At 62.2% G+C, this 16,185-nt stretch carries 16 protein-coding genes and 1 pseudogene; 6 read left to right on the top strand and 11 right to left on the bottom strand.

What is annotated here, in order from left to right; genetic code table 11:
• Positions 1 to 8: 8 nt before the first annotated feature.
• The 3 genes from BSG19_RS04635 to BSG19_RS04625 all read right to left on the bottom strand — a co-directional run bounded on the left by BSG19_RS04635 (position 9) and on the right by BSG19_RS04625 (position 1,990).
• Positions 9 to 386, bottom strand: a complete 378-nt coding sequence (locus BSG19_RS04635) for a hypothetical protein (RefSeq protein WP_092985219.1) — start codon at positions 384 to 386, stop codon at positions 9 to 11.
• 241 nt (positions 387 to 627) lie between these two features.
• Positions 628 to 1,131: a sigma-70 family RNA polymerase sigma factor gene (locus tag BSG19_RS04630; protein WP_092985217.1), complete on the bottom strand. Its 504-nt coding sequence runs from the start codon at positions 1,129 to 1,131 to the stop codon at positions 628 to 630.
• Between the two features lie 226 nt (positions 1,132 to 1,357).
• Positions 1,358 to 1,990, bottom strand: coding sequence for a LysE family translocator (locus BSG19_RS04625; RefSeq protein WP_092985215.1), 633 nt, complete (start codon positions 1,988 to 1,990; stop codon positions 1,358 to 1,360).
• 139 nt (positions 1,991 to 2,129) lie between these two features.
• On the opposite strand from BSG19_RS04625, the gene BSG19_RS04620 reads away from it, so the two are divergent.
• Positions 2,130 to 2,438 (top strand): hypothetical protein, encoded by a 309-nt coding sequence (locus BSG19_RS04620; protein ID WP_139274727.1) that lies wholly within the window; start codon positions 2,130 to 2,132, stop codon positions 2,436 to 2,438.
• On the opposite strand, the gene BSG19_RS04615 is transcribed toward BSG19_RS04620, so the two are convergent.
• The 3 genes from BSG19_RS04615 to BSG19_RS04605 form a co-directional block, all read right to left on the bottom strand.
• The gene (locus BSG19_RS04615; protein ID WP_092985211.1) at positions 2,416 to 3,171 is read right to left on the bottom strand and encodes an amino acid ABC transporter ATP-binding protein; all 756 of its coding nucleotides are present in this window, start codon (positions 3,169 to 3,171) and stop codon (positions 2,416 to 2,418) included. The two genes, BSG19_RS04620 and BSG19_RS04615, sit on opposite strands and share 23 nt — an antisense overlap.
• Positions 3,168 to 3,848: an ABC transporter permease subunit gene (locus tag BSG19_RS04610; RefSeq protein ID WP_092985209.1), complete on the bottom strand. Its 681-nt coding sequence runs from the start codon at positions 3,846 to 3,848 to the stop codon at positions 3,168 to 3,170. The genes BSG19_RS04615 and BSG19_RS04610 overlap by 4 nt, the downstream gene beginning before the upstream one ends.
• Positions 3,849 to 3,985: 137 nt before the next feature.
• The gene (locus tag BSG19_RS04605) at positions 3,986 to 4,759 is read right to left on the bottom strand and encodes an amino acid ABC transporter substrate-binding protein (protein WP_092985207.1); all 774 of its coding nucleotides are present in this window, start codon (positions 4,757 to 4,759) and stop codon (positions 3,986 to 3,988) included.
• A 384-nt stretch (positions 4,760 to 5,143) separates the two neighbouring features.
• On the opposite strand from BSG19_RS04605, the pseudogene BSG19_RS04600 reads away from it, so the two are divergent.
• Positions 5,144 to 5,493: pseudogene (locus tag BSG19_RS04600) on the top strand (chemotaxis protein); the annotation flags it as partial.
• 112 nt (positions 5,494 to 5,605) lie between these two features.
• Positions 5,606 to 6,670, top strand: coding sequence for a GGDEF domain-containing protein (locus tag BSG19_RS04595; RefSeq protein WP_348272120.1), 1,065 nt, complete (start codon positions 5,606 to 5,608; stop codon positions 6,668 to 6,670).
• On the opposite strand, the gene BSG19_RS04590 is transcribed toward BSG19_RS04595, so the two are convergent.
• Both BSG19_RS04590 and BSG19_RS04585 read right to left on the bottom strand, forming a co-directional pair.
• Positions 6,667 to 7,128: a MaoC family dehydratase gene (locus tag BSG19_RS04590; protein WP_092985205.1), complete on the bottom strand. Its 462-nt coding sequence runs from the start codon at positions 7,126 to 7,128 to the stop codon at positions 6,667 to 6,669. The two genes, BSG19_RS04595 and BSG19_RS04590, sit on opposite strands and share 4 nt — an antisense overlap.
• Before the next feature lie 145 nt (positions 7,129 to 7,273).
• Positions 7,274 to 8,335: an SDR family oxidoreductase gene (locus BSG19_RS04585; protein WP_092985204.1), complete on the bottom strand. Its 1,062-nt coding sequence runs from the start codon at positions 8,333 to 8,335 to the stop codon at positions 7,274 to 7,276.
• Positions 8,336 to 8,542: 207 nt separating this feature from the next.
• Between BSG19_RS04585 and BSG19_RS04580 the strand changes: the two genes are divergently transcribed.
• The gene (locus BSG19_RS04580) at positions 8,543 to 10,240 is read left to right on the top strand and encodes an FAD/NAD(P)-binding protein (protein WP_092985202.1); all 1,698 of its coding nucleotides are present in this window, start codon (positions 8,543 to 8,545) and stop codon (positions 10,238 to 10,240) included.
• Between the two features lie 132 nt (positions 10,241 to 10,372).
• On the opposite strand, the gene BSG19_RS04575 is transcribed toward BSG19_RS04580, so the two are convergent.
• Entirely contained in the window at positions 10,373 to 11,125 is a 753-nt protein-coding gene (locus BSG19_RS04575) for an MOSC domain-containing protein (RefSeq protein ID WP_170865858.1), read from the bottom strand.
• 315 nt (positions 11,126 to 11,440) lie between these two features.
• Here BSG19_RS04575 and BSG19_RS04570 point away from each other — a divergent pair, with 315 nt between their 5' ends.
• Entirely contained in the window at positions 11,441 to 13,516 is a 2,076-nt protein-coding gene (locus tag BSG19_RS04570) for a putative bifunctional diguanylate cyclase/phosphodiesterase (RefSeq protein ID WP_092985198.1), read from the top strand.
• 22 nt (positions 13,517 to 13,538) lie between these two features.
• Here BSG19_RS04570 and BSG19_RS04565 read toward each other — a convergent pair whose 3' ends face one another.
• Positions 13,539 to 14,429 carry an SMP-30/gluconolactonase/LRE family protein gene (locus BSG19_RS04565; RefSeq protein ID WP_092985196.1) on the bottom strand — a complete coding sequence of 297 codons (891 nt, stop codon included), beginning with the start codon at positions 14,427 to 14,429 and terminating at the stop codon, positions 13,539 to 13,541.
• Positions 14,430 to 14,662: 233 nt separating this feature from the next.
• Between BSG19_RS04565 and BSG19_RS04560 the strand changes: the two genes are divergently transcribed.
• Complete coding sequence (locus BSG19_RS04560; RefSeq protein WP_092985194.1) at positions 14,663 to 15,418, top strand: SDR family oxidoreductase; 756 nt, start codon at positions 14,663 to 14,665, stop codon at positions 15,416 to 15,418.
• Here the strand turns inward: BSG19_RS04560 and BSG19_RS04555 are convergent.
• A complete protein-coding gene (locus BSG19_RS04555) occupies positions 15,385 to 16,158 on the bottom strand; it encodes a YoaK family protein (protein WP_092985192.1) in 774 nt (257 codons plus the stop codon). The genes BSG19_RS04560 and BSG19_RS04555 overlap by 34 nt on opposite strands.
• Positions 16,159 to 16,185: the final 27 nt, after the last annotated feature.

Raw genomic sequence — 16,185 nt, 5'->3', positions numbered from 1 at the left:
CATTCTTTTCAGGAATGAGGTCCTGGCGCGGTGCCGCCGGGGCCCTTCCGGTCGTCGCTCAGCAGAGCCTGCATGAGCGTTCGGATGTCGGCCGGCTCCGGGCCAAGCACATAGGGCTGCGGTCCGTCCGTGGGGACGGAGGTGCCGACGATGACGAAGATATAAGGCAGTTTCAGCCGGTCGAAGCTGTCGAGAAGATCCATCAGGCTTTCGTCGAGAACGGAGATGTCGACGAGGGCACCTGCCCAGTCCCTGACGTTTGCAAGGTCGATGGTATCGGGTGCGACGGGGCCTTCCAGCGTCACGTCGGCAGATTGCCAGGCAAAGCGCGTCGTTTCCGACAGTGTTTCCGGATCACCGATGACGAGAACCTTGAACTGGGGCACGTTCGATCCACTCAATGAGAGGCCCGGGTCTGGCGCATCGTGCGCCTGTCCTCCGGCATGCTGCCGCGACGGAGGATACGATGCGCCGTTGCATCGTCTGTTCGCGGACCCGCAGCCCTTAGACGGAAATACCGTCAGGGTCGAGACGTGTTTCAGGAATTTGCGATAGGTGCGTGCAGGAGCGCTCGAGGGTGCGGCACATTTGCACCGCACGGCCGATTAGGTGTCTGGAGTCGCTCCTTTATCGCAGTTCTTCGCCCAACTCGCGCGCGAGATGCTGGCGGGCCCGACTGACGCGACTTTTCATGGTGCCGAGTGCGCAATCGCAACGGGCTGCGGCAGATTCGTAACTGATCCCGTCGATGAAGATATACTGGATGGCCGTGCGATAATGCACGGGCAAGCGCATGACCGCGCGTTCCAGCTCATGGCCGCGGACGGACCATTCCTGCGTTGCCGCCACCGAAGAGCGATCCGCGACGCAATCGTCGAAGCCCACATGCTCCCGCTTCGAGACGCCGAAGCGCGTGCAGAAGGTGTTGCGCATGATGGTGAACATCCAGGATTTCAGCCGCGTCCCCGGCTCGAACTTGTCGATATTGGCGAGGCTCTTGGCAAGCGTCTCCTGTACCAGATCCTCGATATCGGTTTCCGATCGGTAGAAGCGCGATGCAAAGGCGCGTAGTGCCGGAATGAGCTCTACAACGTCCCGTTCCAAACCGGACGAATGGGAATTTTGAACCATATCTCTGCCTCCTGGATATGATCTAGCAATTACTCCAGAACGGGTTCGTTCCCTTTGTTCCCCTTTGTTTTCGCATTTTTTGAAAAAATTCTGCTTCTTTATGTTCTTCTTGGATTGAATTTAATATTTCATGCAACCTTTGGAGAGTGTTCTGGCACATCGGCAATGCGGCATTTCTTCCGGCCGGTCGGCGGAAGCGGTGAGCCCTGATCGACACGCCAGCGTCTCAACGTCGGGCTTCTGTTGCCATGCGCACCGCGAGCCCGGCGAGCACCGTTCCCATGATCCAGCGCTGGACGGTCGCAAAGCCGGGCTTGGCGGTCAGGAAATTCGAGATCGAGCCGGCGGAGAAGGACATCATTGCGTTGACGGCGACGCTGACCACGATCTGGACCGATCCGAGCACAAGTGCCTGAACAAGCACGCTGCCATTGGCGGGATGGATGAATTGCGGCAGCAGCGAGAGGTACATCACCGCGATCTTCGGGTTGAGCACACTGGTTGCAAACCCCATGAGGAAGAGCTTGCGCGGGCTATCCTTCGGCAGGTTGCGGACCTGAAAGGGCGAACCGCCTCCGGGGCGCACCGCCTGCCATGCCAGCCAGAGCAGGTAGATGGCGCCGGCAAACCGCAACGCGTCATAAGCATAGGGCACGGCAAGCATCAAGGCTGTCAGACCGAAGGCAGCGCAGAGCATGTAGACGACGAAGCCCAATGCCACGCCACCGAGCGAGACGAGGCCGGCGGCTGGCCCCTGGCAGATCGACCGGGAAACGAGGTAGACCATGTTCGGCCCCGGCGTCAGTGCCATGCCCAGAGCGATGAGCGTGAATCCGATCAGGCTGTTCATGTCCGGCATGGTCCACTCCATCGTGAGGAAACGGGCTCTGTCTTGCTGCACCTTATATTAGATGGGAAGCCTGAACGATAGAAGGGCTGCCGTTTGCTTTCTGCCTCGTGTTATCCTTGTTTGCGTCGGGAAAAATGAGAGACGAGACATGCCTGAAATGGGCGCCATGTGGCGGGCGGAGATCGATGCCGTCGAGTTTTACGTCGATTGCGAATACCGCTTCGTCGTGCATCGGAACGTGTTTCGAACGTTGCGAGGAACGCCTGCCGAACCGGAGGTCTGTCTTGCATTCGTGGAAGCGAATGCCGATGCGTTCCTGGTTGCCGCACATGTGCGGATCAACGCTGCGGCATCGCCGTCCATCAAAGCGTTCCATCTCAACAGTCGGCAGCTGCGACGCGCGATGATGGACGCGTCGGAGCGGGGTGCCGTTCTTACAGAACCTGCGCCGCGCTGATCGACGATACGAACTGGCGGGTGCGCTGGTGTTGTGGCGTGTCGAAGACGGCGCGTGCCGGGCCAGCCTCGACGATATCGCCAGCCTGCAGGAAAATGACCTGATCGGCGAGCTTCGAGGCCAGGCGCAGGTCATGCGTGGCCATGACCATGGTGGTGCCTTCGCGCGCGAGTGTGCCCAGCACGTCCACCACTTCGGCTGCAAGCTCCGGGTCGAGCGCAGAGGTGGGTTCGTCGCAGAGGAGAACGCGGGGCGAGGGCGCAAGCGCCCGGGCGATAGCCACGCGCTGCTGCTGCCCGCCGGAGAGCGTGGCCGGCCAGGCCGACGCTTTTTCCGCCATGCCGACTTTCGTCAGCAGTTCCATCGCGCGGGCACGGGCCTTCTCGGCCGGCCATTTCAGCACGGTCGTCAGGCTCTCCATCACGTTTTCGATGGCCGTGCGATGCGGGAAGAGCTGAAAATTCTGGAAGACCATGCCGGTCTGCTGGCGGATCTTCTGTATATCGTTCCAGCCGGGCTTCTTGCCTTTCGTGAACGTCGTCTCCTCGCTGCCGATACGGATGGTGCCGGCGCTCGGGATTTCCAGGAGGTTGATGCAACGCAGCAGCGTGCTCTTGCCGCCGCCGGAGGGGCCGATCAGCGCGGTTACGCTGCCTTCGGGAATTGCGAGGTTGATATCCTTGAGGATCACGGCATCGCCGAAGCGCTTTTCGATATGGCGGAGCTCGATCATCGGTTGGCCTCCATCATGCCGCCGTAGCGCGCGAAACGCCGCTCCAGCCGCACCTGCAACGAGGACAGCACGGAACTGAGCGCGAGATAGAGCAAGGCCGCCTCGATATAGAGGATTAGGGGCTCATAGGTCGTGGCGACGATGCGCTGGGCGGACTGGAAAAGCTCGGGAACGGTGATGGCGGCTGCAAGCGATGTATCCTTCACGAGCGAAATGAAGGTGTTCGACAACGGCGGCACCGCGACGCGCGCCGCCTGCGGCAGGATGGTGCGCCGCATCGCCTGGTTCCACGTCATGCCGATCGAATAAGCTGCCTCCCATTGGCCTTTGGGCACGGAGGAAATGACGGCGCGGATGATTTCGGAGCTGTAGGCGCCGACGTTCAGCGTGAAGCCGATCAAAGCAGCAGGAAATGCGTCGAGCAGGATGCCGACGCTCGGGAGGCCGTAGAAGATAACGAAGAGCTGGACGAGAAGCGGTGTGCCACGGATGACCCAGACGTAAAACCGGGCGATCATGGCCAGCGGCAGGGGGGCGAACAGGCGCGTTACCGCAGTGATCAGACCGAGGATCGCGCCGAGGAAAAAGGACAGAAGGGTAAGGGGGACCGTAAATTTCGCGCCCGCCCACAGGAGGGCGGGAAGCGATTCGATCATGAGTTGCAGCCAGTGCGGCACGGTATTTCCTCAACTTGCGCGATGCCGAAAAAGAGCGCCCGCAGAGAACCTTCGTTCACTGCAGATGCTCTTTTCGTCGTCAACGACCGCACTCCCGAGAGCGGAGCGAAATGCTTCGTCTGGAAATGCTACTGCATTCAGCGCGATACGTCCTGGCCGAAATACTTGTCCGAGATCGTCTTGTATGTCCCGTCGGCCTTGATGTCCGTCAGTGCCTTGTTGATCGCGGCGAGGAGTTCCGGCTCGCCCTTGCGGATGATGATACCGGAATAATCGGCATTGTCCTGCTCGGCGGCGATCTTCACCGGGGCATCGGGCTTCTGCTTCTTGAAGTCGAGGAAGGACAGGCTGTCGTTGACCGTCGCATCCGCCCGGCGGGTGAGCACGAGTTGGATCGACTGATCGAAGCCGTCGGTGCCGACCAGTTCGGCGCCGGCGCTCTGGGCGATCTTGCCGAAATTGCTGCTCAGCGACTGTGCCGAGGTCTTGCCCTTCAGATCTGCAAAGCCCTTGATGTCGTCATTGTCCTGCCGGACGATGAGCACGGCCTTTGAAGCGATGTAAGGCTCGGAGAAGTCGTACTTCTGCTTGCGCGCCTCCGTGATGCCGACCTGATTGATGACGGCGTCGTAGCGACCGGCGTCGATGCCGGCGATCAGCCCGTCCCATTTGCCTTCGATGAACTCCGCCTTGACGCCGAGCTTGGCGGCGACGGCTTCGCCGATCTCGACGTCGAAGCCGACGAGCTTGCCGCTGGCATCATGGAAGGTGAAGGGCGCGTAGGTGCCTTCGGTGCCGATCTTCAGCACGCCGGCCGTGGTGATGGCAGACAGGTTCTCGCCGGCCAGCGCCGGTGCGATGGCGGCGGCGTGAAGGATGGCGGCAGTGGCGATGGTCTTGAGCCAGTTCATGGGTCTCTTCGTCCTTTTGAAGCAGGGGCGGTTCTGTCGGCACATCGGCCGGTCGGGATCTGTCATCGCAGGAAATAGGCGTCGAGGATTGAAAGAAAACTGCAAATGAAACGGGCAAATGCGAAAATCCTGCTCTTGTCCACAGCGTAAACCGTACGCATGCCGCTAAGTTTCGCTATGCCTATATGTAAGTCAAACCTTCCTTTACGTTTATATCCGATTCTGACAAACCTCCGGCCCAGAGGGTCGGGACGGCACTACGGAGAAGCGTATGCGCAGTTTGTCTCAGTCTCTCGGGTTCGATGCGAAGTCCGTTTTTCAGGCTTTCAGCCCGATCATCGGCGAGATCGCCTTCCCGACCAATCTCTTTGCGCTGAATGCCGGCGTCTGGTCGGCAAGACGGGAGCGGTCCTTCAGGAGATCGACGTCTTCGTGCGCCGGATCGATCAGAACGTGGATGCCATCGCAACTGCGGCGAAAGAACAGGCGATCGGCTTGCGCGAGATCAACAAGGCGGTCAATGATCTCGACCGGATGACGCAGGAGAATGCCGCATGAGCGAGCGGACGACGGATATCAGCCGCGCGCTGGCCGAGGGTGCGGATGCTCTGGCGGCGCTGGTCAGCCTGTTCAAGCTCAACAGGCGCACCGCCCCGCGTGGCGCCGAGACATTGGTTCAGCCGCGCCATGCACGCGGTGAGGGCACGCCCGCGCGGCGGAGCTTTGCTGCCTGAAGCATGATGCTTCGGGCCACGACGCCGGCGCATGTCGTTTGTGGAACCTCTGCAGGGTTCCGGGCGACGTGCATTCGGCGCAATGCCGCCGCAGGGCGGGAAAGGATCTATTATGCAGGAAGACCGGCGCAGGAAGCTGCTGTCACAGCGCCTCATTCCGGATAACGAGATCGATCGTCTCGCCGCCGTTCGTTCCATCGGGATCCGTGCCGTTGAAACAATGCCCGAACTTCAGGATCTCGCCTTCCTTGCCCGCGACGTGTTCGAATGCGCCTTTGCAGCGGTCAATATCGTGGATCAGGACTGGCTGCGTTTGACCGCGCAGTCCGGCATCCACGTCGAAAGGTGCTCGCGCGAGGAATCTATCTGCCAGTACGTCGTCCACGAAGGCAATGTCATCGTGGTTCCCGATCTGACACTCGAGCCGGATATGGCGACCTTGCCCTACGTGGCGGGGGAGCCGCATCTGCGCTCCTATGCCGGCGCGCCGATCGAGCTGGAGCCGGGGCTGACGGTCGGTTCCTTTTGCGTCATGCATACGCATCCGCGCGAACTCGCTGACCGCGAGCGTCGTCAGCTCAGCGAGTTCGCACGTATCGCCAGCGCGCTTTTCCGGTTGCAGCGGTCCAATCTCCTGATGGTGAAGGGGGAAAAGGCGCTGCGGCTGGCGGCGATGACGGATCCGATGACCGGCTTCTACAATCGGCATGCTTTGCCGGAACTGGTCGACAGCGAAATGCGCGAGACGCTTGCAGCGGGTCGGCCGTTCGGCGCCGCCTATCTCGACATGGACGGCTTCAAGGGCATCAACGACCGGCACGGGCACCAGACGGGCGACGAGGTGCTGCGGCAGGCGGCCGTGCGCATTCGGTCCGTCATCCGCTCCGGCGATATCCCGCTGCGCATGGGCGGGGACGAATTCGTCATCTTTTTCCCCGATTGCGGCTGCGAGGATGCCCTGACAATTATCGCTGCCCGTCTGGTCGATGCCTTCCGGGCGCCGTTTCCGGTCGACGGTATAGAGGTCATGGCGCATCTGAGTGTGGGGGCTGCCGCCGCGCCACAGGGCGGCACCAGCCGGGAAAAGCTGCTGGAGACCGTCGACAGAGCGCTCTACGAGGCCAAGGCGAACGGCCGCGACCGGTATGTCGTGCGGGCCGACGGCGCCGTTTCCTAAATCGTCGCCGGACGGCGGAAGACGAGGAGGCTTGCGGTCAGCGTCTGCACGACGCCGCCATCCTGGTTCATCGTTCGGCTGCGCATGACCACGATGCCGCGGTCGGGCCTGGATCGGGACGGATTGATCTCGGCGATCTCGCCTTCCGCATGCAGCCGGTCGCCCGGGCGCGTCGGCAGCGGCCAGGCAAGTTCGCAACTCGTGCCGATAAGGCCGCCATCGAAGGGCAGGCTGTCCACGATCAGGCGCATGGTGAGGGCTGCGGTATGCCAGCCGCTTGCCGCTAACCCGCCAAACAGCGTGGACCGCGCGGCATCGTCATCGAGGTGAAACGGTTGCGGATCGAACTGGCTTGCAAAGCTGCGGATTTCCTCAGCCGTGATGTCGATGGTGCCGCTCTTGAACGGCATCCCGACCACAAGGTCCTCCAGAAAAAGACGCTGCTTCTCTTGGTCCATGTCCACCCTCCCAGTCTCCACCCTCCAAGTGTCCGCGTTCGCATATCAGCGAATGCTCAGGGGGAGGCTAACAGCGCCGGGCGGCGAGAGCAATGCGCGACGCCCGGCGTGTCATTTCGTTGGCTCGCACCTTTGCTGCCGACGCTCAGGGGATCAGGCGTTCTCTCCGTAACTCGTCGAACAGTCCCGTGAAAGCATCGTCCGTCGGCTGGTAGACCGTGAAGCCCATGCGGCGGCTCTTCGACATATCGGTGACGACCTCGATCGGCCGGCCAAGATCGGCATCCGTGTGCCACGGCGAGATGAGCCGGTCGATGTCGTGCTCCACGAGGTTTTCCCGTTCGGCGATCCTGCGCCAGATCGCGGCGTCATCCGCCATCTGCTGCTCCAGCGGCCGCACTGTGCCATCGAAGGGCGCGGCCTCGATGCCGAAATACGCAGCGATGCGCTGCCACATCCAGCTCCAGCGGAAGATGTCGCCGTTGACGACGTTGAACGCTTCGTTCGCCGCCTCCGGTGTGGTGGAGGCCCAGAGCATGTGGCGGGCGAGTACGCTGGCGCTCGTCATGTCGGTCAGGCCGTTCCACTGGGTTTCCACGCCGGGGAACCGGAACGGCCGTCCGGTTTCGCGGCAGATCGAGGCGTAGACCGCAAGCGTCGTTCCCATGTTCATCGCGTTGCCGACGGCCTTGCCGATGATGGTGTGGGGGCGATGGACGCTCCAGTTGAAGCCGTCGCGGCTGGCAGCGGAGAAGACCTCGTCTTCCTGCGCATAGTAGAAGTTCTCGATGTCGAGGCGGTCCTGCTCCTCGCGGAACGGCGTCTGCGGCAGTGTGCCCTTTCCGTATGCTTCGAACGGACCGAGATAGTGCTTCAGCCCGGTAACGAGTGCAACGTGGCGCACGCTTGCCGCAGGACGCAGGGCGTCGAGCAGGTTGCGCACCATGGCGGCGTTCACACGGATATTTTCGGCTTCCGTCGGCTGACGCAGCCAGCTCGCAATGAAGACATGGGTCGGCGCGACCTGCGCCAGCGCCGTGCCGAGCGAGGCGGGATCGAGAAGGTCGGCTGCGAGCGGCGTGACGTTTTCCTGCCGGCCGGGCTTGCGCGCGAGCCCTGTTACGTCCCAGCCGGCGTCTGCCAGCACCTTTGCGGTAGCGCTGCCGACCACGCCGCTGGCGCCTACGATCAAAGCCTTGTTTTGCATTTGCATTCTCCTTGCGTTCACCGCGGACATAGGCGTCCCTTTCTTTCTGTCCACCCGCTCTATCTTGTGGGTCAGTGCGCTGGTACGGCGGCGGACGCTTCTTGCGGGAACATTCCCGGCAGGGCTCGGTTACCTGTCGTCCCGGACTTTGGCCGCGACGCCCGTCGAATGCGTTTTCTTCCTCAACCGTCGAGTTCCGGTGTTTTCATGACAGTCAAAATTGCGATCATCGGGTCCGGTCCGACCGGTATCTATACGCTGCACGGGCTCGTCGCCTCGCGGCGCCCGCTCGATATCATCGTATTCGAAAGCGAAGCCGATCCTGGCAAGGGGACGCCCTACCATCCCGATATCAACGATCAGGCGATGCTCGCCAATATCGCCAGTATCGAGCTGCCACCCATCTACGAAACGCTCGTCACATGGCTGCGCCGCCAGCCGGATACCGAGCTCGAGCGGATGAATGTCGTCCGAAGTGCCATCGCCGAACGCGCCTTCTATCCACGCATCGTTCTCGGTGAGTTCTTCCAGGACCAGTTTCGCCAGTGCGTCATCGAAGGACGCAAGGCTGGCCATGTGATCGAGATCAAGGCGCTGCACCGCGTCGACGACATCGACCTCCATGCGACCGACATCGCCGTCAAGGCCAGCGGGCCGGATGGAGAGAAGGACTATGCGTTCGACCACGTCGTCATGGCGACCGGGCATGACTGGCCGGAGACGACGGAGACGCGCCCGGGCTATTTCATGTCACCGTGGCCGGCGCCTGTGCTGAAGACCATTCCGCCGGGCCGCGTCGGTATTCTCGGCACGTCGCTCAGCGCCATCGATGCGCTGATCTCGGTAGCCACGGCGCATGGCGCATTTTATCTCGACGCTGCGGGGTCTCTCGAATATTTCCCCGCGACGGGCAGTGAAGCCTTTACGGCGGCGCTGATGTCGCGCAAGGGCGTGCTGCCGGAGGCCGACTTCTATTGTCCCTATCCGTATCTGCCCTTGTCTATCTGCACGCCGGAGGCGGTGGATGCGCTGGTTGCCAGCGGCCGGGGTGATCTGCTCGATCCGATCTTCGACCTGTTCCGTGCCGAACTCCTCGCCGCCGATCCCGACTATGCCGGGCGGATCGGTCTGGGAATGCTGACGGTAGAGACGCTGGCGCCGGCCTATTTCGCGGACCGCGAGGCGGCGGATGCCTTCGTCTGGGCGGCGGCGAACCTTGCCGAGGCTGAGCAGAACGAACTGGACCAGCGCACGATCGGCTGGCGCTACGCGATCCTGCGTATGCATGAGGTCATCGCGCGGGCGGTGCCGCACTTCAACGAAGACGATCTCAAGCGGTTTCACAAGCACTTCAAAACCGTGTTCATTGACGACTACGCAACGGTGCCGCACCAGTCGATCCGGCGGCTGCTGGCTCTGCGACGCGCGGGCAAGCTGGAGGTCCTGCGTCTGGGTCAGGAGTCCGACATCGACAATGAGAGCGTCGAGCGCGGCGCCGTCGTGATCTTCGACGGGCGGAAGGAGGTCTTCGAGTCCTTCATCGATGCAACCGGACAGCATACGTTGTCAGCGCGCGATATACCGTTTCCAAGCCTCGTCAACCACGGTTTCGTGCGAAAGGCGAAGACGGCCGTCTCGTCGGTACTGATCGATATGCCGGACCAGCCGGCAATGGTGCGCACTGGCGGCGTGGACCTGGACGATGCCTTCCGGCCGACGTTCGAGGCGCCGGTCAGCCGTCGTCTTTACTGCGTATCGATCGCGTTCCTGCTGCACAAGCTACCCTTTATCCAAGGCATCACGAGTGCCCATGAACTGGGCGGTATCGTCTCCGCAGCGATCCTGCGCGATATCGGCGGCGAGAGGTCCGACGGTATCTTGGGGTTCGACATGAACGCCGCGTAAAGCGGTGGAGATCTGGAGCATTTCCAGCCGAAGCGGGATCGCTTCGGCGTCGGACAATGCGGAGAAACAAGATGATAGTGCATTCCCGGTGAACCGTGTTCACCGGGGTGAACACGGTTCACCGGGAATGCACTAGGTCTCGACCCAGACCTCGTCGCCGATGGAAAGGCGCCCTCCGGCGACAATCTCGGCGTAGATTCCAAGATTGCGCCTGTTGCCACGCAGGATGCTGCGCAGCACGTCGGGCTGTTCCGGCAGGCCCGGCTGCGATGCGAGCGTCATTCCACAGCGCTTCGTGCCTTCGGTTGCCGTGATCTCCAGCGTGCCGATCACCATCTTGCGGCCAATCCAGTCGTTTTCAACGAAGCCCGATGCGGCGTTCGTTTCCACGAGAATATCCGGGCGAAATCGGCGCACATCGACGACAAGCGCCGGGTCGCTTGTGCTGATGGCGTTCATCGAGGCGGTTGTAAGGATGTGGAGCGGGCTTGCCGTGTATCGCGGCGCGATCACCGGCCAGCTCTGCCCCGTTCCTCGCGTATCGCCAACTGCGACGGGGAAGCCAAAATGTTCTGCCAGGCGCTCTTCGAGGTCAGGTGCGTCGAGCGTCAGCCATGTGCCGTCGGGAAAGCCGATCTCCGCCATGCCGTCCGCTTTCAGCCTCGAGACGAGATGCAACGCCTTTCGCCAGCGTTCGCTCGATTCCGGTGCGGCGGGTTCTCGCGTCTGCGGGTCGAACAAAAGGAAAGCACGATTGCCGGCGACACCGTGTTCCACGTTACCGGTTTCGCCTGAGTGAGCGATATCGAGGTGATCCACCTGCTCCCCGCCAAGCGAACTGACAGGATAGCGCCAGAGTTCGGCGATGCGTCCAACGGATTTCAAGGGTTTCATCTCCCGGAGCGGGTTATGGATGATGCAGCGCTTAGGAAGGTGCACAGGCGGGAATACACCGTGAGAATGCCGCCGGCTTCTGCAGGTTCCAGCCGGACTCCGAAAAGCGCCGGGAAGGCTGCCACGGTGCTCCGTGTCCGGATTCCGCATTTTTGTGAACGCAAGGCCTGCGGCATAGCTGCTGCTACAGCCTCTGAATTGCACAATTTTTTAGCATTTGCTTATTTTTTGATTTAAACTATCATTTTGTTTTCATTCAGCTTTTGTTGCTAACTTGCCGTCCTTATGATGGTTCAGGGTATTTCGATGTCAAGCGCTTCAACAGCATCCGCACGCCTGCCTTGGCAGACGGATGATTTTCGTCTTCTATTCCAGACCCATCCGTCGCCGATGTGGATCTACGACCCGCTGACCTATCGCTTCCTCATCGTCAACGATGCCGCCGTCGATCTCTACGGCTACAGCCGTCGGGCCTATGAGCAGATGACCGTCCTCGACATCCGCCCCGCCTCGGAGCGCCAGCGCATGGTGGATGCCGTGGCGCGACGCAGCGATGTCGATCGGGCGGAACGATGGACACATCTCAAAGCGGACGGAACGGTGCTCGATGTTTTTACCTACGGGCGCGAACTGCCTTTCGAAGGGCGGCAGGCGATCCTTGCTATCGTTCAGGACCAGACGGAGGTCAATGCCGCCCGCCAGCAGGTCACCGAGACGCAGACTTTTCTGGACAGCATCATCGAGAACCTGCCTCTTGCCGTCTTCGTCAAGGACATCGAGCAGGACGGGCGGTACGTGCTCTACAACGCCGCCTGCGGCAATATCCTAGGCACGACGTCCGAAGAGATTGCGGGGGGCTCCGAGCGCACGGTTTTTTCGGAGCGCCAGATGACGCAGTTTCGCAAGCAGGACGAACGCGCCCTGGCGACATCCGGCACCGTCAGCTTTGAGGAGACGGTCGAGGATTGTTCGGGCGGAAAACGTATCCTGCGCACGGCCAAGCGCGTCATTCCAGCCTGCAATGGCGGTCGTCCGCGTTACATTCTCGGCATTTCCCAGGATGTAACGGCGGAGCGGGAGACCGAGGCGCGTCTTGTGGTCATGGCCATGCACGACGCGCTCACGGGCCTCGCCAATCGTGCCTATTTCAGCGATTATATCCGAAGCGCTGCGCTCGCGGCGACCAAGGACGCACCGGTTGCGCTGCTCTATCTCGACATCGATCACTTCAAGAGCATCAACGACAGCAAGGGGCATGCGGCGGGCGATGCTTTGCTCTGTCAGGTCGGAGACCGGCTTCTGTCCATCGTGCGGCAGGGCGATCTTGTGGCGCGGCTTGGTGGCGACGAGTTCGCTGTCGTGCTGCAACTGACAGACGGGCGTTCGGCGGAAGATGTCGCCGAGCGGCTGCTGGCCGCCTTGCGTGTGCCGTTCGACCTCGACGGCGCTGCCGAGCACGTGACGTGCAGCATCGGCATCGCCCGCGCTCCGGAGCATTCGGCGGATGATGACGGGCTCATGCGGGACGCCGATCTCGCGCTCTATGCCGCCAAGGAGGGCGGGCGTTCGACGTTCCGGATCTATCGTCCCGAGATGCGCAGGGAAGCCGAGCGTCGCCACGATATGAAGCTGGCGCTGCATCATGCGCTGGAGGAGGGGCAATTCGAACTCTACTACCAGCCGATCTACCGGATCGACGGGCCGGACCTTGCGGGTTTCGAGGCGCTGATCCGCTGGAACCATCCCGAGCGCGGACTGGTGGGACCGATCGACTTCATACCTGTCGCCGAGGAAACCGGCCTGATCGTGCCGATCGGCGAATGGGCGCTGAACGAGGCGTGTCGGACGGCTGCCCGCTGGCCTGCGCACCTGCGGGTGGCAGTCAACCTCTCGGTCTCGCAGTTCCGCGATGCCGGCCTTCTGGACGCAATGCGCCGGGCGATCGATGACAGCGGTCTTGCGCCGGAACGGCTGGAGATCGAGATTACCGAGTCCGTCTTTCTCACCGACGTCGCGCACAGCCTGCCGCTGCTGCGGGCCATGAAGGCGCTGGGCCTCAGGATCGCCATCGACGACTTCGGCACCGGCTACTCCTCGCTGTCCTATCTGCGCTCCTTCGCATTCGACAAGATCAAGCTCGATCGGAGCTTCGTTTCGGGCATCGAGACGGATGCAGGCAGCCTTGCCATCATCCGCGCCGTGGTGGGCATCGGCTCGGGCTTCAACGCCACGACGCTGGCCGAGGGCGTGGAGACGGAGGAACAGCTGCGAGCGCTTCGCCGCGAAGGTTTCGCGGAGGTGCAGGGCTACCTTCTCGGCCGCCCCCGTCCGGTCGGCGATACAGAAGCATTGATCGCCGCAACGGATGCGCTTGCCGCATGAGCCAGCCGGCGCCCCGTGATGTTCAGAGGGCGCCGCTCCGGTTGAGCGCTATCGCATAGAGGCTCGTCGTTGCCGTGATGAACAGGCGGTGTCGGGCGCGTCCGCCGAAGCAGAGATTGGAAGCGCGCTCCGGCAACAGAATGCGGCCCATGAGGTGTCCATCCGGCGCGATGCAGTGCACGCCATCGCCGGCGGACGACCAGACATTGCCCTCGCTATCCAGCCGGATCCCGTCCGCGGCGCCAGGAGAAATGACGTGGAAGACGTCGCCGCCCGAAAGCCGGCCATCGTCGGCGACATCGAAGACACGGATATGACGAGGATCGTCGCTGTGCGGCAGGCCGGTATCGGCGACGTATAGCCGGCGTTCGTCCGGGCTGAAGGCAAGGCCGTTCGGAGAGCGGAAGTCGGTGAGCATCGCCTGAATGCCGCCTGAGGGATCGACCCTGTAGACATTGCAGGGCAGCTCCTGTTCGCCGCGGTGCCCCTCGTAATCGCTGAAGATGCCGTAGATCGGGTCGGTGAACCAGATACTGCCGTCGGAGGCGACGATGACGTCGTTCGGAGAGTTCAGGCGTTTGCCTTCAAAGCTGTCGGCGATGACCGTGATGGTCCCGTCATATTCCGTGCGTGTCACCAGGCGTGTGCCGTGTTCGCAGGTGACGAGGCGACCGAGACGGTCTCGGGTCTGGCCGTTGGAGAAATTCGACGGCGCACGAAAGGTGGAGAGCCCGCCATCCGGCGACCATCGCAATATGCGGTCGTTGGGGATGTCGGAAAACAGGAGGCAGTTGAGGTCCCCGAACCAGACCGGACCCTCGACCCAGTCGAAGCCGGTCGCCAGTTGCTTCACCGGCGCATTGCCCAGCACATAGGTCGAAAACACGGGATCGATAGCTTCGAAAAACGACATGGCGCTCTAACTCCTCTCTCTAGGCTTTCCCCACCGCGCTCCCTTATCTGGGGCGACGAGGAGATTTGTCATGACGGGTACGGACCTTTCCCGACTGTATCGCGACTATATCGGTTGTCTCAACCGGCAGGACTGGGATGTGCGCGCCGGTCGGTGATCGACAAGGCGGCCATCGAGGCGCAAATTCCGGATCGCCGTCAAACGGCAATGACGACACGAGTGGAGACAGAAGAATGAGCCTGGACCTTTTCGACCTCACCGGGCGCCGTGCTCTGGTTACCGGATCTTCGCAAGGCATCGGGCTTGCACTGGCGCGCGGGCTTCAGTCGGCAGGCGCGGAGGTGGTGCTCAACGGGCGGGACGCGGCAAAGCTGGCGGCGGCGGTTGCCGGGGTGCCGGGCGCACGCAGCCTCGCTTTCGACGCGACGGATCATCATGCCGTGCGGGCCGCCATCGACGGGTTCGAGGCTGAAGTCGGGCCGATCGACATTCTCGTCAACAATGCGGGCATGCAGCACCGGGCGCCGCTCGAGGATTTTCCGGCGGAGGCCTTCGAGCGGCTGTTGCAGACCAATATCGCCAGCGTCTTTCATGTGGGGCAGGCGGTGGCGCGTCATATGATCGGCCGTGGCACAGGCAAGATCGTCAATATCGCCAGCGTCCAGAGCGCGCTTGCCCGCCCGTCGATCGCGCCCTACACCGCGACGAAGGGAGCGGTTGCGAACCTCACCAAGGGCATGGCGACGGACTGGGCGCGATACGGCCTCCAGTGCAATGCGATTGCGCCCGGCTATTTCGAGACGCCGCTGAACGCCGCGCTGGTTGCGGATCCGGAGTTCTCGACGTGGCTCGGCAAGCGCACGCCGGCAGGGCGGTGGGGGCAGGTGGAGGAACTGGTCGGCGCCTGCGTGTTCCTGTCGTCCGCCGCATCCTCCTTCGTGAACGGCCATGTCCTCTATGTCGATGGCGGTATTACCGTTTCTTTGTGATCGATCGAAGAGCCGGGCGCGGTCCGCATCGGCTTGCCTGCGCGGCGCAACGCATCGAGCGCGATGACGAGGAGCAGGAGGCTTGCCGCAAGAAGCAGCACGCCGCCTACAGACTGGTAGATCAGAACACCCGCAACGCCGCCGCTGAAGAAGGCCCCGATCGTATAGACGTGCAGCCGTAGCTTGGCGCGGTTGCTGGCCGCCTCGCCTGATACGTCGCGACCGCGCAGAATGTCGATGGCAATGGCAATCTCGATGCCGATATCGGTGGCCATGCCCGAAACATGGGTGGTGCGCACGCGGGCATCGGAGATGCGGGTAACCGTTGCATTCTGCAAGCCCATCAGAAAGGCGAGGCCCAGAACCAGGATCTCGACGCGCCACGTGGCCGTGACGAAAACATCCGCAAGGCCGAGCGGTGCGAGCAGCAGCGCCTCGAGCAGGATGCACCACGCATAGATGCCGCCGATGCCGCGTCTGCGGCCGGCATTGATGATCAGCGACGATACCGTCGAGCCCAGAATGAAGACGAGCACGATCGACAGGTAGAACAGGCTGGACCAGCCCTGAAACGTGGCGATGTGATCGGAAAGGGCGGAGACGTTGCCTGTCATGTTGGCCGCAAAGAAGCCGATGGCATAGAAGGCAGCCGCATTCAACGCGCCCGCGATGCCGGCAAGCCAGCAGGCGAGAAAGACGTCTATCCGTTCGTTGCGGGCTGCGCCCTGATGAATCAGCATGCGAAAGCTTATGCCGCGAACGCCTTG

Origin of the sequence: Rhizobium sp. NFR03 (assembly GCF_900111275.1) — a bacterium.
In the GTDB taxonomy this organism is placed as follows: domain Bacteria; phylum Pseudomonadota; class Alphaproteobacteria; order Rhizobiales; family Rhizobiaceae; genus Ferranicluibacter.
This window is presented reverse-complemented; position numbering and strand designations above follow the sequence as displayed.